Source organism: Mucilaginibacter sp., assembly GCF_025359345.1.
Lineage (GTDB): Bacteria > Bacteroidota > Bacteroidia > Sphingobacteriales > Sphingobacteriaceae > Mucilaginibacter.
Window position 1 is genome coordinate 1 of the sequence record NZ_JANYGQ010000001.1, and the last position, 17,190, is coordinate 17,190.

The window sequence follows — 17,190 nt, forward strand, 5'->3', positions numbered from 1 at the left end:
GCTTCACCGATAGCAAGCACGCCGGCACTAACGCCAGATGAGATTACCGCCATAGAAACAGCACTTGGTAAAAAAGGTAGTTATAAAGAAGCCGAATCAGTTCACACAACCCCATTGCCCCGAAACGATTTGAAAGTTACAGTTAAAGGTGCCCCCGTTCCCATCCCTTTCGGTTTTGGCGGTTGGGTATCATTTAAAAAATCTGTCGACGGCAAATCAGCTATGGTAATGGGAGATACCGTATTGCTACAGGAAGAAGTTAATCCCTTAATATCAGCGGCCCAAGCAAATGGGCTGGAGATCGGCGCTATCCATAATCACTTTTTTTATGAAGAGCCGCGGATTTTTTATGTTCATGTCCACGGCATGGGTACTGTTGCCGATCTTGCTAAAAGATACGCTGACACCATCCGCGGCAGCAAAATTTTCCCGGCAAATCAGCCGCCGGCCGGTCCGCCACCGACAATGACAGGCAAAGAAAATTTTGATATTCCGGCCCTTGATGCTATTGTTAAATACACCGGGACGGTAAATGGCCCTACCTATAAATATACCATAGGGCGCAGCGATCTTAAAGTAATGATGATGGGGGTTGAAATGACCACGAATATCGGGTTGAATACCTGGGCCTCTTTCGCCGGAAAGCAGGATGATGCACAGATAGCCGGTGATATTGCCATGCTGCCGGGTGAAGTGAATAATGTGATCAAAACGTTGCGTCAGCATAATATTGAAGTAGTTGCTGTTCACAGCCATATGCTGAGCGATGACCCGCATATCATATTCCTCCACTATTTAGGTAGGGGCCCAGCAACGGACCTTGCCAAAGGGTTCAGGGCAGCATTAGATGTTTTGGGAAAGGCGCCGATGGGCGGGATGAAGATGTAGCCAAATAGTAACTTTGTTGTAATTAATTGGCCCTTAAAACAAAAGAATATGGCCTTTAAAACAAAACCGCCCGGCTTTTATCAACCTACCTTTGTTTCATTCAATAACAACAACGATGAAACAAAAAGAAACAACAGATAACCGGAATACACAATTTATTACGGTGATTTGCCGCCAACGGTAAAGGGATTTTTGTAAGGCCGGATAGTATGTAGCCGAGATAATAAAATAAAAGAGCAACAACCAGCGGGTGCATTTCAGGACTCGAACCTGTATTCATGCATTGCTGCATGTTTTCAACCAGCGAAGTATCACCTGCCTACGGCATCTTTCATTAATAAAGGGCAAAAAGCAATTGATAACTATTTAACCTGAACTACAAGCAAAATAAATTGCCGGTTGGAGTTGAACCAACGCCCTTCCGCCTTCCGGCGGATGTTCTAACCGAAGTATCACCAATTTACGGCACCTTTATGTTTTTAAATAAAAAGAAGAGCAAAAGCGACCAGCGTTCGTTATTTGCGTGACAGGCGAAGTAACGCTAGCCTACGGCATCTTCTTTATTTCTTAAGGGCGATGGTCAATATGCGCATTTACTGCTCTACCAACTGAGCTACTTTGGATGGCTCCAAAGGCCGGGTTCGAACCGGCGACACGAAGTAGCGCATATTTACGGCACCTTAATATTTTAATTTCTTTTAAAAAGAGGGTAAAAAGCAACAAGTGACTATAATCCTGTGCTCTACCTGGTTGAGCTACTAGCTGACGTTGGTCGGCAAGGCCGGAATCGAACCGGCAACCCCAGGATCCCGAAGTAACACTTATTTACGACACCTCTGGCCCCCCAGCCCCCTAAAGGGGAGCGGAGAACTTTTTTTAATTTTATATTCCCCCTTTAGTGGGCTAGGGGGTAAATTAAAGGGCAACAAGCAACAAGTGACCAGCACCTTTCGGTGCCCCTGCTCTAACCAAACTGAGCTACTTTAGCTGTTGCTAAAGGCCGGACTCGAACCGGCGACCTGGGGGTTATCAATCGAAGTAACACTCGTTTACGACACCTTCAACTTAACCCGTCCCCACGTTCCGTTTTCACGGCGACGCGGTTGGGATATCTTAATCAATTTCTTTAAAAAAGGGTAACAGTCAAAAAGTGACTTACTCTGTGTTTTACCAACTGAACTACAACGGATTGCTCCGAAGGCCGGACTCGAACCAGCGACCCAGACTTGAATCGAAGTAACACTTATTTACGACACCTTTTTATTTTAAGGAGCTACAGGCGAAACGGGATATTTGTGAGGACTCGAACCTCATACAGTTAAACTGCACTGACCTCAGCATTTCATTTTGGTCGAAGTAACCCATTTCTAACGACATCCTTAAGTTTAAAATTTCTTTAAAAGTATGGGAAGTTAGCCTCCCCATACTTGATTTATAGCTCTGTTTTATTTATTTCGCTTAAAGCGGTTTCACCGTTTTCTAATGCAGCTAACACATCGAAAACTTTGTCGCTCCAGCCGGATACCAGGTACACGTCGTTTTGCAATAACTGCAATGGCGCTTTACCATAGCCTTTCAGGTCGAATAGGTAAAGCTTTGCCCGTGGCGCAACTTCGGCCTTGTAACGGACCCATAATGGCTGTATATGGTCGCCGGTTGTTGCGGCGCTGTTCCACAGCTGGCAGTCGGTGAAGAGCATTACTTTATCCGTTTTTACACGGCGGTTCAGTATATCCTTTATCACCAGGTAGCCATTGGTGCTGTAACCAACTTCGCCTTCGCGTTTGTAAAACTCCTGCACGTTGCCCAGTATGCTATTACGTGGCACAGCTATGGTTTTCCAGGTATCGCCAAACATGCCTACCTCCACGTTTTTACAACGAGATTGCAGCAGCATGGCCAGCATCAAGCCAACATCGTACAGCAACACTTTCGACTTTGCCGAAACTGGCGTCTGCATGGAACCCGATACGTCGCAGGCCAGCAATACGCGGGTGTTGTAATCAAAACCCTTTATATTGGCGGCGCTTGCCTGTACCGATTTTTCCAAAGCTTCCAGCAATTCGCCGGTGTAGCCTTTGTTGCCGAACAGCAAATCGCTCAGCTTATTGCTCATCGTCTTCAAGTGAGCGCCTGCGTCCATATTTATCAGCTCGCGGTATGCGGCCAGGTAGCGGAATGGAAACTGCTTTGCCTTTGCAACTTTACCGGCGTCGGCCAGCGTTGCGCAAACTTTTTGCAGGTGTGCGTAGCTTACGCCTGCATCCTGTATATTGCGCAGGTTACGCAGCAGGGCCATATAACCCAGCTTGTCGCTGTCAACCAGTTCTTCCCATTTTGCACGGAAAGCTTCCGCCTTTGCTTCGGCACTGTCAAAGTTTAGTTGACCCAGCGCCGACAGTTCCGTTTCCCAAGTGTATGGCGTTTGCAGGTCGCCGTTCACAATTTTGTTGAACAGCAATTGCTGCAATTCGTCCTTCGCCTTTGGGTGCACAAGGAACAAGGCGTCGCGCAGTTTTATGGCGCCATCGCGGTTGTACTTTGCAAACTGGTATTCATCAAACCGGTTAAACGCGGTGGTTAAACCTTTCTGCAATTGCTTCGATAAGCGGTTCAGCGTTTTAGTGCCGGTACGCTTGTTCATCAGCTCGTAACAGGCCAATAGCTCGGTTATTTCGTCGGCACGGTTTACCACCCCGGCTGTAACCCGGGCGACCAAATTGTCGCCCGAGTGCAGCTTAGCCAATTCAGCAACCAAAACCAATGGCACCGAACGCATATACATTTTGGTACGGGCATACACAGCCAGCTTACCAACAAATTCAGCATCGCATTTGGCAATTAAGCCACGCAGGCGGTTTAAGCGGTCCTCGTTTTTTTCGTAAAACGAATCGTTCAGGCTCCAGGTAACCACTGTTGAGTAGAGTTCCATTTCGGCGCTCATGGTAAATGCCTTCGCACCTTCGTAGTTGGTGACCTGTGTTTTTGCCTTGCTTAGTAAATTAAATTTCATTGTGGGAACCTCCCTTCTTATTTTGTTTGTTGATACAAAGGTTGGGGGCTACTGCGCAGTGTATTTGCGCAGTGAAAAATAATTTAATTTTTTTTTGAGATAATTATAAAAACGGACGAAAAAGCCTTAGGAAAGCAAATTACATTATTGCATGTTGTAGCTTATTCTATCCGACCGACGGAGTGTCCCGCTTGAGCCGGCGGAAAAACAATAGCAAATAAAAGCGCCTCCCGGAAATCCCGGGAGGCGCTTCATCAATAAATCGAAATATTTTATTTCCTTAATGCACGGGCCGCTTAAACGGGCGTGGGTGGCATAAAATTAAAACCCATACATGCCACCCGAAACCGAAATTTGCTTACCCCCCGCTGCCGCAAGCGTCCTCGCTTGTGGCCCGCGTTTAGGTAGCACGTAAGCTATTCGGGATAATGTAGGGTAAATCCAGATGTATATTTATGCAATTCAATCGCAAATACAAAGTTTGTTACCTGTCAGCGTACCACAAGCGAGGACGCTTGCGGTAGCGCAGCCTGAAATAGGAATAGCCATCAACAGCATTGTAATATGCACCACGATTTATCAAATCTTTCGGCCGCCAAATCTTGTTTTCTTATCCAAAAATATAAGCGCCCGGAATCGCCCCACATCATAGCCGTTTTTTCGTCTTCTGATCCAATTTGAAGTAACAGTAGCCAATCTTTTGCCCCTTCTTTTAGTTTACCGGCCCTCGGGTCTGTGTAACCCGTCGAATCGCCACAGTATAAACCATTCGTAACCAACTGACACTCCGGTTCCATCTCACCCTGTATCTGCCCGGCGTAACCGAAAACCTGGTTCTCACCGCCTGCGGCCAGGTCATAGTAGCTGTCGCTGTCTTTGTCCGCAAGGAGTTCCGCAACTGCCTCATTTCCCCCATCAGGAAAACTTAGCGCGTTACTAAAGGCTACCGAATTAGCGATGTATATGCCTTCTTCAGGAAGTTCCGCAGGGAAATTTTCCCGGCGGAAGCCGGAGACACTGTTGTTATACAGCACGCAAAATTTATCGCGGTCCTTAGGGTCGAAACCCCAGGCGTCCTGGTCTGCCGAGTAGAAAAAAGATAATTGCCCGCTTTTTGGCAGCAACCCTGAATCATCAAATTTTGACATTTCTTCGCAATTCAGTTGGGCAATAAATGACAAAGGAATTTCCTCATTAGTTTTTGGCCAGTTTATGCCTGGCGACAGATCAGGCCTGCCACCAACTTTGCTGCTGCCGATAGCAATGTCTTTCTCTTCTATTGGGGTTAATTCAATATCTATTTTTGGGCGGACAGATGGTTTGATGCTTTCAAAATACTGGAATAATCCGAATGCTTTAAAATACTTTTCTGCGTCATCAAAAGTTGCAATCCTGTCGGGCGTTGCAGGATTTATACCTTGCTCATTTATTGCTTTGGTGTCGGAGTTGAAAAAAGCGAACAGTTTTTGTAAGATCCCCATGGTTTAAAGATAGTTTTTTCCTAAATTATTTTGCGCCCGATTTATCCCCGCAGTGGTAGTTCCCAAACCACAGATTACCTATGCCGGTAGTTTATAAAGCCGTCCTTCCTCCATTTGGCTAACTCCAACAACCTAATCCTCCTGTATAAGTGCCAACACCACTTTATACGCCGTCTTTTTCTCCCAGCGTGCTATCAGCCAGGCAATAAAGCTCAAAGTGAAGATATCGTTATTTTCTACCCCGCCAGCCAGGTTCCAAACCGACTTTCTGTACGCGGGTTCAAAAGCCACATCGGGGTCTACCAGGTATTTTTCAACCAATTTCAGAAACAATAGCACGCGTTCTTCCGCCGTTTTCAGCAGGTACTTTTTATACCTGCGCCGGAAGCTGGTTAGCCGCGACATGGCAAGTTCGATATTGGAGAACTGTGCATAAACCAAAATTTCCATTAGGTTTTTCCGGATAGTCCATAACATGCCCATTTTTTTTTCATACCAGGCATCCGTGCGCGTTAGTAAGGTAAGCTGTTTCAAACTTCCCCGGTCGTCGCACAGCGCTAAAAACATGGCCAGGCAAATGCGCAGATCTTCAATGTCTTCTGGTTTAGTCTTCTGCTTTGTATTAGCGAGCGATTCCTGTAACAGCGCAATGGCATCGTCAGCAAAGCCTGTATAGAACAGGTTGAGCCCGGCCAGTAACTGGTGACGCAGATAAAATACCGCGTAATAGCGGCTATCCGTTAACATTAAATCCATCATTTCCTTAAGCCAGGAAGCACTTCCCGCGAAATTCTTTCGTCTCAAATGAAAATTCGCTAAAAAATACAGGATGGATATATGGTAAAAAAGATACGACTGTTTTTTATGCGACTGCCCCTGCATAAACTGATTCGTCAGCTTGATATAACGCGCTATCAATCCATAATTCTGCTGGATCGCCGCGTATTCATTCGCAATGAAAAGAATTTGGTAAACGGACTTATAGGTCATCAAGTCCTGTACAGAAATTTTGTACTTCCGGATCGTCGTTATTATTAAGGTCGTCAAATTAACGATCTTCCCTTCCAGGTGTATCTCCTGCAGTTCGTGCCTCAAAAAGGCATAGGCCATATTCAATTTAGCCTCGCGCTGCATATCCGACTGGTTCTGCAGGAAGCGCAAGGTCAAAGCTTCGAGGTCTTCAGCTCCCGGAAGGTGGGCATACTGAAGCTTCAACAGCAAGAGCTCATTCAGCAAATTAAACTGCTCTAACTCTTCAGCCAGCCGTTCTGCCTTGTCCAAACATTTGAACGCTATCTTAACCACATCATTTTCTAACAAAAAACGCCCCACCACAACCAGGCGCAGGGCATCATAGGTGTCGGAGTGGCTGCTTTCAAAGGTTTTCTGCGATAAAAATAGCAGCAAATTATCCTGCAGTCTTTTACGCAGCGCATGGTATGCATCATTATTTTTTTTGGGATTGTACAGCTTTTTTAAACCATTTATATCATCAGTTTCTATCAAATCAAGCAAAGCCAAATTTTTCACATCGCTCCTTTTGTTCTTCCGCTGCAAAAACTGTTTAAAGTGTGTTTTGTTGGCACTACTGAGCAGGTTAGTCAACTCCAGGATTGGGTCCATATTGCTATATTAACGCAATAAAGGTACCTAAATTATTAATTTATATCGTCAGTATTATTCGTATTCTGCCTTTTGCAGGTGTGTTTTACAACCGACATTTGATTCCATATTAATCACAAAAACAAAATAAAATGGAACCGCTACAACACACAACAGAAGTGACTTCACCTGTAACAAAATTTGGGGAGAAAGTTAGAAACCCGTTTAAACCAACTGCCGCCTTTATAGGAGCGTCGTGGTTTGCCTTATTGATCGGGTTTGCAGGATATTGCATTGGCTTGTCGAATGCAACTATGGCATTGAACGAAAAAGGTTATTATTTCACCATTTTATTGTTTGGCTTATTCTCAGTAATCTCCGTACAGAAAAGCGTAAGGGACAGGGCCGAAGGACTTGCCGTTACCGATCTTTACTACGGCCTGAGCTGGTTTGCCACCATTGCGGCAATGATCCTGTTGACGATCGGCCTGTGGAATGCCGACCTGGCCCGGAGCGAAAAAGGCTTTTATGCTATGGCCTTCTGCCTGAGCATGTTTTCGGCCATTGCCGTACAAAAAAATACCCGCGACGCAAAGATGTTTGCCGATAAAGAACTGTAACGTAGCGGTTGCCACCCCGCAGCGCCTTGCCTGGCAAGCCTGCGGGGTTTTTATGTTTATAATGGATTCTGCAAAAAATTAAACACGCTGATTATCAAATATTTGCAATTTATAAAAAATGAATAATATTGATAATCAGCGTATTTCACAGCGTTCCACGTGTTCCGCGTGGAAAAATGGAACGCTTTGTTGCCCCCGCTAAATTTATCCGTTATAATTTGGGTCAAATTCCACAATCCATTCAATACCATATTTGTCTCTAAACATGCCTGCATATGTACCCCAGGGACTGTCGCCAATAGGCCCTTCAACAGCTCCGCCTGCTGATAGTCCGTTAAATAGCCTTTCAGCCTCTTCACGACTTTCTGCACTGATTGCTATTTTAGACCTGTTTTCGTTTTCGCTTACCCGTCCCATAAATTCAGGAACGTCATTGGCTATTAACACATTGTTTTGGCCGATAGGAAGCGCAATGTGCATTATTTTGTCTGCTTCATTTTCCGGTATCTGAAAATCATCGCTTGCCAGGTCGTTGAAACGAACGATCTTTGCGAATTCTCCGCCAAAAACTGATTTGTAAAAGGTGAATGCTTCTTCGGCATTTCCATTGAAGTTAATCCAGGGATTGATTGCTCTCATAATTTTTATTTTTAATTGTTAATTTTTTATTTGCTCTTTTCTGTTTTTAGTAATCCAGATTTTGAAGGTGATTGTGAATTTTCGTTTGCTATTTTTGCGATAATGTTAACAGCAGTTCGTCCAGCTGTTGCAAGCCCAAAGTAAATCCTTCCCTAAAGCCATCAGCTATCCCCTCAAAGCGCTCGCGCGACTCATTTGTAATAGTAATATTAACTTTAGTGGTTCCGTTTTGCTCGCTGAAACTCAAATCCCAATCAGAACCCGGCAATTCAGGATTTTCATCTTTGTCGGCAAAAGCGTTGTATGTTTTAAAATTGGTTTTGGGCCTAATGGAAGTAAATTTCTGAAGAAACCAGCGTTCTTGTCCGTCGGGGTTTATCATAGCAAAAAACCTTCTTCCGCCAACTTCAAAATTCATAACTTTTGTTTTTGCAACCATTGGTTTAGGCCCCCACCATTGGTCAAGTAATTCGGGTGTTGTCCACGCGTCCCAAACCAGGTCGATACCGGCGTTAAATTCACGTAAAATGTGAACGGTTTTGTCTTCCCTGTTTACCGAAAAATCAAATACGAGGTCACTGTTCATTTTCAGTTTTCTTAATTGTTGCTAATAAGTCGTCGAGCTGGCTGAGACGGGTTTCCCAAATTTTGCGGTACTGCTCAACCCATTTGTCTACTTCCTTAATTTTGTCTATTTCGAGCTGGTAATATATCTCTCTGCCCTTATGATCCGGATTCACCAATTCACACTCGGTTAAAATCTTCATGTGTTTGGATATCGCCTGCCGGGTCATGTTAAAGTGGTCGGCTATTGCATTTGGGGTCATCGCATGCAGCGCGATCAAAGCTATAATTGCCCGCCTGGTCGGATCGGCTATGGCCTGGAAAACATCTCTTCTCACTGGCTGTTAATTTGATTGTTAAATAATTGGGTTATTCGCTGATCATCATAAATGATAAGTTTTTTCAAACAATACACCAAACGGTTGCAAATATATAATAAACCAAACGGTTGCGCAATTTTTTTTTAAAAAAAATTCTCGCGTTGTCTTTAAGTAAGATTATGCAGCCTGGTGGGCTATGGATTCCCCTTCTGGCATAAGTTACGCTACGCTAAACATATACCGGTGACGAAGAGAAACGCCTGCGGTACGAGGCGATGGGACATCAAAAAAAAGCTCTACCAATCACCTGATAACCCAATGGTGGCGTTGACATTTAAAGCATTTGTATCTCCTGAGCGGGAGCCAGAATAAAAACGCCTTCATCAAAAAATTACGCGGTATCCGTTGAAAGTCAGAACTCGGTGTACCGCAGCGACAAAGCGAGATAGGGGGTTGGAACGAGTGAAACGCTTTTTTCATATTCTTTGGTTAAATGTATCGGATCGGGAAGTCGTTGCAAATGTATCCTTATATTAATATTTAATTGCAATTAAAATATTAAATCATTAATTATAAAATAGACTAAATATATCATATTGAGCAATTTTGTCGACTTAAAGAGTTCGATCACTTGTGCCTGCGTTTTAGATATCCGGGACAGGCGAAGAGAAAACTGCGCAAGAATCGGGTTCAATGGCACTGCTCAAGCTGGTACTTTTGATTCGATTATTAAAGAATATGAGAATTACCATACTGCTCCTATTATTTGCCCTGCAGACAAGTTCAACGGGGAATCAACCTGCCGGAATATTGTTTATGCCACCTGAAATAACCAAACTACATTTAAATTGCAATGGTGTTTTAGCTCGCATATATGTACACAAAGGCAGCAGGTTTAAAAAAGGCGCCCTGCTGGCGAGTTTAAAATATGAAGATGTTAATGCACCTACAATAAGCGCCGCGTTTTACAGGAATAAAGCCCGGGAGGCCTGGGTAACGCCCAACACCCATAATAAACAGAACTCACATCCCGGCAGTGCAGAGCTAAATTATGAAAAGGCCATAGCGACCGACCAATGCTATTATCTCAGGGCAGATCGCGACGGAGTGGTTGTAAAGGAGGTACTAAAGGAAGGCGATACAGTGAGCGCGGGGGAAACAATATTGATTGTAAGGTAGAACACCTACTCTCCCCGCTACCACAAGACCATTCGCCATTTTTGCCATACCCCAATCATTTTCACTATATTAGCTTATACATCGCCCCTGCTGTTTTTACAAATAATTTTTTATCTATGAAAAGAAACAAGTTTATCGCAGCTGTTTTAACCATGGCGGCTATCCCTTTGTCGCCTTTTGCCGGAAGCATTAATACGCGCGGCATCATCCGTGCAAAAAAAGGTTTTAAAATACAGGCGGGCGAGGGCCGCATACACGGCCACATCAAATTGAAAGGCGTAAATTCAAACATACTGGATGTAAAGGTGTCGGGTAGAGATACCGATGGCGACCTGGCTATTTTCGAGCAAATCAGCCTTTCGCCGGGGCGGGGCACGCCTTTGCACATCCATCCTTTGCAGGATGAAATTTTTTATGTCCTTGAAGGGGCGTATTTTTTTAAGGTTGGTGAGGATAAATTTCATTTAACGGCCGGCGAAAGCATTTTTCTGCCCCGGAATGTTCCCCATGGCTGGACGCAGGTTAGCGACAAAGGCAAAATGACCGTTACTTTTCAACCCGCAGGCAAACTGGAAGAGTTTTTTGTTACCATGCAAACGCTGGACCATGAACCAACCGCTGACGAGGTCGCCAAAATTTTTGCCGATCATGAAATGCAGGTCGTAGGCCCACCCGTAAAAATTGAATAGCATGACCTCGCCTGTGACCGCTACCCGAACATATTACCATCCGTTATCCCGGCATTTTTTTATACATACAGCCCAGTATAACCAGCACCAAACATATAACATTTGCAGCTGTACGTATGTTGTGATAAACCAACCAGGGTTTCTCAAAAGCATTCCGTTGCTCAGCCGCCTGTGCCGATGAAAGTGAAGGCAAATCAATATGGGCCAACGCATCATTTAGCGGTACGTTCCCAAAAACAGTGACACCAAATACGCCAACCAGGTATACAATTGCGGCTGCGAATAACAATGTGAAACGCAAACGCATTTCATCGTTAAAATTCAACCAGGCGCTTAAAGGAAGCAACACCAATGTCCCCATAAAGCTTGCAAAAAACAAGGGGTTCTGGATGGCGGTATTGATGGCCTGCATAGCTGCCAGGTAATCCCGGTCGGGCAAACGCCCCAGGCCGATGTTAACAGAACAGGTATAGGCGTAAAACAAGCCGGCTATTAATGCCGTAGCTATTGCAGTGCATAGCAGGATAAAATCGTTCATTTTTTTAACGGTCATAATTAATTTCTTAAAGTTTTGATGTAGGCAACTACAGCATGTATTTGCTGTGGGGTGAGTTTTCGTTTCCAGCTGGGCATTATCCACCGCCCGTTAGTTATGGTGGCAAATAAGCCGTCGTCGTCCAGCCGGCTTTTGCGCAGGTTTTTGGCACCCAGGTAGCCTTTAGTGCCATCGTAACCATGGCACCGGGTGCATTTTTTTTCAAATATCAGTTTGCCGTCGTCTGCCGCCTGCTGTGCCTGCGCCTTTGCCGTTAATGAATGGATAGTGAATAATAACGGAATAATAATTTTCAGTTTCATTTTGTGATCTTTTAGCAAAATTGCCACGATCGCACAATAGAAAATAGAACAAATCGGCCAAAAATTAACTGAATATTTCCGAAAGGTTCTCTACAACCTCGGTGCTGTTTTTTTGATATTGAGCAGGAGATAAACCTGAAAATTCTTTAAATGAGCGGATAAAATGCGATTGGTCCGCATAATCATTACCAAAGGCAATGTCGGAAAGTTTGTCGTAATCGGTTTGCTGCAATTGTTTTAACGACGCCTGGAAACGGCAGATACGCGAAAAAAGTTTAGGCGGGATGCCGGTATATTGTTTAAACTTTCGGTGAAAACTCCGCTGAGATGTATTCAGGTTTTGCTGCAAAGCTTTTAGCGACAATGTGCCTTTTGACGAAATAATCTGTTCAAGCGCATATCTCATAGTCTTATCTGTGTACCTGTGGTTCCGGTTAATCTCTGCGAGCAGATAATCTTCCAGGAAAGCTACCTTATCGCCGGGCGAAACTGTGTTAGCCAGCCGGTCCGACAAATCAATACCCCGTGGTTTGGCAAACAAGTTAAGGTCAAGGCACGAATCTGTCAGCTCCTCTGCCTGGTAGCCAAATACAGTTTGCAATGCATCCGGCTGAAAATAAACGCCGACAGTATCAAAACTTCCGGTCAGGTGTATTTCGGCGTAGCGGGTTGTTTGCCCAAATAAAAAGGTTTCCGGCAATTGTTTACCCGCCTGGAAGAAGTTGCCGCTATCGGGCTGTTGAAAGACAACTCCCGGGCAACCGTCGGCCATGGTGCGGAAGGTTTTCACATCGGCTTTACCCGTCTTATCCTCCAGCGTCCAAAAGTACTTTACATAAGGCTGCAGCGCTGGCTGGGGCACAATTGTTTTGTATACCATTATGTTTAACTAGCTGATGTAAATATACGTACTCCTTGTTTTATAAGCAATTTGGTGAAATTGCTTGGATAACGCAAATCCAATACCTGGCCTGTCCGTCTGTAATAACCTAATTCCCCATCGTAAAACTAATAGGCACCTGGTACTCAACGGCAACTTGCTTACCGTTTAAAATGGCGGGAAGCCAATAACCACCGGCCCGTTTAACAGCTTTCAGGGCTTCCTGATCGCAGTCGGCCCCAATGGAGTGTTTGATGTAGTAATCGCTGGTCCCGCCCCGCTCGTTTATCGTAAATGCAACAATTACCTTGCCCTGTACTCCATTTGTCCTGGCGCTTGCCGGATATCTCATGCCGGTAATCATCACCGCCCAAAAACGCTCAACTCCATCAAGATAAATTGGCGGCCTGTCTACATATCTTTTAGTGGTATCGGCGCCGCTTATCACCTTAAATTTGCCGGTGTCGGCTTTGTTTGGTTGAAAATACATTAAGTTATTATTTGTAAAATCGTATTCAACGTTTACTGTTCCATCAGCATTAAGGCCTTTCCATATCCCGGTTTTTTCACCATCCTTATAAAGCCCGGTTTCTATCGGCTTTTCCCTGAGGGAGTAGAAAGTCCATAAGCTATCTTTTAGGTTGTTTTTATAGTAGCCCTCGCAAATCAGGCGGTCGCCAAAAAGACTGAACGCCTGGTATTTGCCCTGTTTTGTTTGTTTATCGGTTTTCAGAACATAATATTTCTCCCTGATATTCAAATCCTCATTGTCAACTATTTTCCTGGTGGTTTGTGCCGAAACGCCGAGGCCAGAAAGTAAGCCCATGCAGAGCAAAATTATCTTCATGGCTTAAATATAGTTTTTTACTGTTGAGTTTAAAACTATCAGAAAAAACGTAAATATTTATCCGCTATATTTATTATAAAACGTTCAGGATTTTTCCGCCACGTACCGTTTAAACCCATCAAGCACCGCCTGGCAAAACTGTTGCTGCATGGCTGCGGGCTGGTTATCATCCGCCTCAAAAATTTCAACCAGCTTAACCGGGTTACCCGCAGTAAAATGGATAGTGCTCTTGCGGCCATCGTTAAGTGTGTAGGCAATAAGCCGGTTAGCTATTACTTCGTCATAGGTGCCGGTAAAATCAAAGTTCAGGCTGCCGTCCTTTAGTGCCATAGCAAACAGGAATTGCCCGCCGGGGCGCAGGTCATTTTCGGCATGGGGCGTGTGCCAGTTGGCGTCGGGGGTATTCCATTGCATAATATCTTCGGGGGTGCTCCATAATGCCCAAACCTTTTCAATTGGGGCGTTTATTTCGATTTCGGCGCTCAGGGTAGTTTTTTCGATGTTGTTCATGATAATTTGTTAACAGCACAAACATACGGTTTGGTGGTACCAATGGTAAAGTGCTGTAGTGACAATGTGAGGGGGGGTTTGTGCCATTGCGATATTGTAAGTGCTACTAAAATTACCTACTCCATTTATTTTCAATTACTTATAAATAATAAAAAAATACTTTTATAAATTTATACAGCCATAACAACCATCTGCCTTCCGTACGATCTTAAAATTAGTTTATAAACCTAAATTATATTATTATGATCTGTTTTCAAACATTAGCAGCCTTCACACTTCCTCCTGTTTTAGGCCCGGTAAGCATTGTAGTGGGCGTTATTATTATTGGCGGTATTATAGTGGGAATAATTTATTACAGCCACAAAGCCAATGAAACCGTAGACCTAACTGCGGCCGACCATTGCCATGTTAAAATGACCCCGGTTAGCGGCGTTGAGTACAATACCGTTGACTGCGAGGGCATCTGCAAAACTACTACCTGCATGTTGTACTCCCGCCCTAAGAACTCCGGGGCAAAGTGGCAAAGAACAACGCCGGGCCACCAGGAAGATACCACCCGCGAATACCGCTGCTTTTGCCACGATCCTAACCGGAAAGAAGGGGATTTTTAATCAGCTCGGCAGCTAGGTTTGGAAGCGGCTTTATGCCAATTGGAACTATCAAACCAACCTTCAACGCTACATTCCTCTTTTGCATCATCCCCTTTAAAAGTATATTCGCCCGATTCCGGATCATGGATGTAATCTTTTTCCCACTCCCGAAGCCGGACTGCAGTTAACTCAATCGCGTCCATAATAAAATCAATTTCTGCATTGGTCATGGTTGGATGGACGGACAACCTGACCCAGCCGGGTTTGCATAACATATCTCCTGAGTGTAGAGAATTCAGTATTTGGTACGACCAGGCCTTGTCAACACCCAGCAGATGGTGTCCATAGGTTCCGGCGCATGAGCAGCCGCCCCTGGTCTGGATGCCAAACCTGTCGTTCAGGATTTTGGCGATCAAATTATGATGGGCACCATTTACAATAAACGAAACCACACCCAATCTTTTTTTAATTTGCCCTTCAAGAATTCCGACGTTTTTTATTTTCGAGAGCCGTTCAAAAATGATGTGCAATAACTCGTCTTCCCGCTTTAGTATATTTGCAACACCCATTTCCTCCTTCAATCTAATACACATCGCCACTTTTATACCTTGCAGAAAAGGAGGGGTGCCGCCATCTTCGCGATGTTCAATATTGGCGATGTATTCATGAACCTTCCACGGGTTGCTGTACAATATGGTACCGCCGCCAGGCTGATCAGGCACGGCGTTTTTGTAAATTTTTTTGTTAAAAATCAAAACACCACACGTACCCACACCGCTCAAAAACTTATGGGGCGAAAAATAAATTGCATCCAAATGAGCGCCTTTTTTACCCGGATGCATATCAATATCAACATAAGGGGCCGAACAGGCAAAGTCAACGAAGCACAACCCGCCATATTCATGAATTATTTTTGCAATTTCATGGCATGGGGTCTCAATGCCAGTCACATTGGAGCAAGCGGTAATGGCCGCTATCTTGTTTTTTCGATGCTTAAATTGTTCTAATAAGCTAACGAAATGTTCCAGGCAAACATTTCCACTTTCATCGGCCTTAATTATTTCAACATCTGCTATGGTTTCCAGCCAGCTAACCTGGTTACTATGGTGCTCCATGTGGGTCACAAAAACAATGGGCCTCAAAACCTCATCCAATTGCAGGCTTCCTTTTTGTGCGTAATCCATAACCCGCTCCGGCATCCTCAACCCTAAAATCCTTTGCAGTTTATTTACGGCGCCCGTCATTCCACTGCCGCAAAAAATCAATGCGTCGTCACCATTGGCGTTAACATGCCGCTTCACAATATCCTTAGCCTTTTCGTACGCTTTCGACATCAATCCCCCGGTGATGGTGGTTGCCGTATGTGTATTCCCAACGAAGGGCAATACCTGTCGCTGAATGCATTCTTCAATGGGGCGATAGGCCCTGCCGCTGGCGGTCCAGTCGGCATAAATTATTTCTTTTTCTCCGAATGGCGACTCAAAAGTTTGCCCATTGCCGACGACATTCTCGCGGAATTTGGAGAAATAGTTTTCCAGTGCATTTTTTGGGGGCATAAGCATGGTTCGGTCGTCGTATGCAGTGTACATCTTGGTTTAAAATATCTTTTATTTTGATTTCTCAGTGCCAAAAATCCCAAACAGGTCGTATGGTTTTTTACTTAGCTGGTCATTAAATAAAACAGCCGTAAGTGTAATGTATGCTATAAACCCAAGTATAATAAGCAACTGGGCCGGCGATGTTTTTTGAATATCCTGCCTCGCCTTTACGTCGCAAACTTCGCCGGGGCAGTACTGGGCTTTTTCCTGGTAAACTATTTTGTAAACCTTGCAGGCCAAACAAATACCAAACGCCGACTCAAAAAACAGGAAAATAAGGCACAGCAGGCAAATAATACCCGTTATCGGGCTGTACGAATTAACCAGCACCATAAAAATGAACATCGTGCCAGACAAGCCCACCCCAACCATCCATGCAAACTTTTTTTGTTTTGCGCCAACATATTCCGGCACCTGGTTCCTCACTATGAGGCGACCAATGATTAAAGTGGGCGAAAACCTGGGGCTAACAAATACCCGCACAATAAAATCGGTAAGGAATATGGTGATGGAATATTTTGCAAGTAAAAAATCATTTTTAAACATGATGAGTATTAAAGCAAAAAATATAACCAGGAACAATATGCCGGCCGCCGCTCGTATCTCGCGTTCGTTTAAAACCGGGATGTTATATCCCTCTACTGTTTCCCCGAATTGTATAGTTTTTTTCATTGCTTTAGATTTTATTGACTGGTTATAATTTGATGATTTACAGATGCTTTTGTTACGTAGTTTATGATGAAGGTATCTTTTTCATAAAATTACATGAGCCGTTCGGCCCAAGGAAATTTATATGATAGCAATACAGGTATTCTACGTAATTGGGCGCTTTTGCGTGAAATCGGCAGAAGGGACTTTGTAGCGGGAAATATTGCATTTTCACCGCGGATACCGGTTCAAAGGCGAAAAGGC

At 44.3% G+C, this 17,190-nt stretch carries 18 protein-coding genes; 5 read left to right on the forward strand and 13 right to left on the reverse strand.

Annotated elements, in window-relative coordinates; all coding sequences use genetic code 11:
* Positions 1-888: DUF1259 domain-containing protein (locus tag Q0R52_RS00005; protein WP_295790545.1), on the forward strand; the 888-nt coding region annotated here is incomplete at its 5' end.
* 1,432 nt (positions 889-2,320) lie between these two features.
* Here Q0R52_RS00005 and Q0R52_RS00010 read toward each other — a convergent pair.
* The 3 genes from Q0R52_RS00010 to Q0R52_RS00020 all read right to left on the reverse strand — a co-directional run bounded on the left by Q0R52_RS00010 (position 2,321) and on the right by Q0R52_RS00020 (position 7,005).
* A complete protein-coding gene (locus Q0R52_RS00010) occupies positions 2,321-3,901 on the reverse strand; it encodes a TROVE domain-containing protein (protein ID WP_295790550.1) in 1,581 nt (526 codons plus the stop codon).
* A 548-nt stretch (positions 3,902-4,449) separates the two neighbouring features.
* Positions 4,450-5,382 (reverse strand): YwqG family protein, encoded by a 933-nt coding sequence (locus Q0R52_RS00015; protein WP_295790553.1) that lies wholly within the window; start codon positions 5,380-5,382, stop codon positions 4,450-4,452.
* Positions 5,383-5,514: 132 nt separating this feature from the next.
* Complete coding sequence (locus Q0R52_RS00020; RefSeq protein ID WP_295790556.1) at positions 5,515-7,005, reverse strand: hypothetical protein; 1,491 nt, start codon at positions 7,003-7,005, stop codon at positions 5,515-5,517.
* A gap of 131 nt (positions 7,006-7,136) precedes the next feature.
* Between Q0R52_RS00020 and yiaA the strand changes: the two genes are divergently transcribed.
* Positions 7,137-7,604: an inner membrane protein YiaA gene (gene yiaA / locus Q0R52_RS00025; RefSeq protein ID WP_295790559.1), complete on the forward strand. Its 468-nt coding sequence runs from the start codon at positions 7,137-7,139 to the stop codon at positions 7,602-7,604.
* A gap of 204 nt (positions 7,605-7,808) precedes the next feature.
* Here yiaA and Q0R52_RS00030 read toward each other — a convergent pair whose 3' ends face one another.
* From Q0R52_RS00030 to Q0R52_RS00040, 3 genes are all read right to left on the reverse strand, one after another.
* Positions 7,809-8,243 carry a VOC family protein gene (locus Q0R52_RS00030; RefSeq protein ID WP_295790563.1) on the reverse strand — a complete coding sequence of 145 codons (435 nt, stop codon included), beginning with the start codon at positions 8,241-8,243 and terminating at the stop codon, positions 7,809-7,811.
* A gap of 88 nt (positions 8,244-8,331) precedes the next feature.
* Positions 8,332-8,829 (reverse strand): SRPBCC domain-containing protein, encoded by a 498-nt coding sequence (locus Q0R52_RS00035; protein WP_295790566.1) that lies wholly within the window; start codon positions 8,827-8,829, stop codon positions 8,332-8,334.
* A complete protein-coding gene (locus Q0R52_RS00040; RefSeq protein ID WP_295790568.1) occupies positions 8,819-9,145 on the reverse strand; it encodes a metalloregulator ArsR/SmtB family transcription factor in 327 nt (108 codons plus the stop codon). The genes Q0R52_RS00035 and Q0R52_RS00040 overlap by 11 nt, the downstream gene beginning before the upstream one ends.
* 720 nt (positions 9,146-9,865) lie before the next feature.
* On the opposite strand from Q0R52_RS00040, the gene Q0R52_RS00045 reads away from it, so the two are divergent.
* Both Q0R52_RS00045 and Q0R52_RS00050 read left to right on the forward strand, forming a co-directional pair.
* Complete coding sequence (locus Q0R52_RS00045) at positions 9,866-10,306, forward strand: hypothetical protein (protein ID WP_295790570.1); 441 nt, start codon at positions 9,866-9,868, stop codon at positions 10,304-10,306.
* Positions 10,307-10,422: 116 nt separating this feature from the next.
* Positions 10,423-10,995, forward strand: a complete 573-nt coding sequence (locus Q0R52_RS00050) for a cupin domain-containing protein (RefSeq protein WP_295790573.1) — start codon at positions 10,423-10,425, stop codon at positions 10,993-10,995.
* Between the two features lie 43 nt (positions 10,996-11,038).
* Here Q0R52_RS00050 and Q0R52_RS00055 read toward each other — a convergent pair whose 3' ends face one another.
* From Q0R52_RS00055 to Q0R52_RS00075, 5 genes are all read right to left on the reverse strand, one after another.
* Positions 11,039-11,548: an anthrone oxygenase family protein gene (locus tag Q0R52_RS00055; RefSeq protein ID WP_295790576.1), complete on the reverse strand. Its 510-nt coding sequence runs from the start codon at positions 11,546-11,548 to the stop codon at positions 11,039-11,041.
* Positions 11,549-11,550: 2 nt separating this feature from the next.
* Positions 11,551-11,853, reverse strand: coding sequence for a cytochrome c (locus Q0R52_RS00060; protein WP_295790579.1), 303 nt, complete (start codon positions 11,851-11,853; stop codon positions 11,551-11,553).
* A 64-nt stretch (positions 11,854-11,917) separates the two neighbouring features.
* Positions 11,918-12,733, reverse strand: coding sequence for a helix-turn-helix domain-containing protein (locus Q0R52_RS00065; RefSeq protein ID WP_295790581.1), 816 nt, complete (start codon positions 12,731-12,733; stop codon positions 11,918-11,920).
* Positions 12,734-12,842: 109 nt separating this feature from the next.
* Positions 12,843-13,580, reverse strand: coding sequence for an energy transducer TonB (locus tag Q0R52_RS00070; RefSeq protein ID WP_295790583.1), 738 nt, complete (start codon positions 13,578-13,580; stop codon positions 12,843-12,845).
* 84 nt (positions 13,581-13,664) lie between these two features.
* Complete coding sequence (locus Q0R52_RS00075; RefSeq protein ID WP_295790586.1) at positions 13,665-14,090, reverse strand: SRPBCC domain-containing protein; 426 nt, start codon at positions 14,088-14,090, stop codon at positions 13,665-13,667.
* 242 nt (positions 14,091-14,332) lie between these two features.
* Between Q0R52_RS00075 and Q0R52_RS00080 the strand changes: the two genes are divergently transcribed.
* On the forward strand, positions 14,333-14,701 hold the full coding sequence (locus Q0R52_RS00080) for a hypothetical protein (RefSeq protein WP_295790590.1): 369 nt from the start codon (positions 14,333-14,335) through the stop codon (positions 14,699-14,701).
* Here the strand turns inward: Q0R52_RS00080 and Q0R52_RS00085 are convergent.
* The gene (locus Q0R52_RS00085; RefSeq protein ID WP_295790592.1) at positions 14,698-16,269 is read right to left on the reverse strand and encodes an aminotransferase class V-fold PLP-dependent enzyme; all 1,572 of its coding nucleotides are present in this window, start codon (positions 16,267-16,269) and stop codon (positions 14,698-14,700) included. The genes Q0R52_RS00080 and Q0R52_RS00085 overlap by 4 nt on opposite strands.
* A gap of 18 nt (positions 16,270-16,287) precedes the next feature.
* On the reverse strand, positions 16,288-16,950 hold the full coding sequence (locus tag Q0R52_RS00090) for a DUF4395 domain-containing protein (RefSeq protein WP_295790595.1): 663 nt from the start codon (positions 16,948-16,950) through the stop codon (positions 16,288-16,290).
* Between the last annotated feature and the right edge of the window lie 240 nt (positions 16,951-17,190).

What these genes read in the sequence shown, in the direction of transcription:
- Q0R52_RS00010 (WP_295790550.1), bottom strand. Translation starts at nt 3,901, where the DNA reads ATGAAATTTAATTTACTAAGCAAGGCAAAAACACAGGTCACCAACTAC.
- Q0R52_RS00015 (WP_295790553.1), bottom strand. Translation starts at nt 5,382, where the DNA reads ATGGGGATCTTACAAAAACTGTTCGCTTTTTTCAACTCCGACACCAAA.
- Q0R52_RS00020 (WP_295790556.1), bottom strand. Translation starts at nt 7,005, where the DNA reads ATGGACCCAATCCTGGAGTTGACTAACCTGCTCAGTAGTGCCAACAAA.
- yiaA (WP_295790559.1), top strand. Translation starts at nt 7,137, where the DNA reads ATGGAACCGCTACAACACACAACAGAAGTGACTTCACCTGTAACAAAA.
- Q0R52_RS00030 (WP_295790563.1), bottom strand. Translation starts at nt 8,243, where the DNA reads ATGAGAGCAATCAATCCCTGGATTAACTTCAATGGAAATGCCGAAGAA.
- Q0R52_RS00035 (WP_295790566.1), bottom strand. Translation starts at nt 8,829, where the DNA reads ATGAACAGTGACCTCGTATTTGATTTTTCGGTAAACAGGGAAGACAAA.
- Q0R52_RS00045 (WP_295790570.1), top strand. Translation starts at nt 9,866, where the DNA reads ATGAGAATTACCATACTGCTCCTATTATTTGCCCTGCAGACAAGTTCA.
- Q0R52_RS00050 (WP_295790573.1), top strand. Translation starts at nt 10,423, where the DNA reads ATGAAAAGAAACAAGTTTATCGCAGCTGTTTTAACCATGGCGGCTATC.
- Q0R52_RS00055 (WP_295790576.1), bottom strand. Translation starts at nt 11,548, where the DNA reads ATGACCGTTAAAAAAATGAACGATTTTATCCTGCTATGCACTGCAATA.
- Q0R52_RS00060 (WP_295790579.1), bottom strand. Translation starts at nt 11,853, where the DNA reads ATGAAACTGAAAATTATTATTCCGTTATTATTCACTATCCATTCATTA.
- Q0R52_RS00065 (WP_295790581.1), bottom strand. Translation starts at nt 12,733, where the DNA reads ATGGTATACAAAACAATTGTGCCCCAGCCAGCGCTGCAGCCTTATGTA.
- Q0R52_RS00070 (WP_295790583.1), bottom strand. Translation starts at nt 13,580, where the DNA reads ATGAAGATAATTTTGCTCTGCATGGGCTTACTTTCTGGCCTCGGCGTT.
- Q0R52_RS00075 (WP_295790586.1), bottom strand. Translation starts at nt 14,090, where the DNA reads ATGAACAACATCGAAAAAACTACCCTGAGCGCCGAAATCGAAATAAAC.
- Q0R52_RS00080 (WP_295790590.1), top strand. Translation starts at nt 14,333, where the DNA reads ATGATCTGTTTTCAAACATTAGCAGCCTTCACACTTCCTCCTGTTTTA.
- Q0R52_RS00085 (WP_295790592.1), bottom strand. Translation starts at nt 16,269, where the DNA reads ATGTACACTGCATACGACGACCGAACCATGCTTATGCCCCCAAAAAAT.
- Q0R52_RS00090 (WP_295790595.1), bottom strand. Translation starts at nt 16,950, where the DNA reads ATGAAAAAAACTATACAATTCGGGGAAACAGTAGAGGGATATAACATC.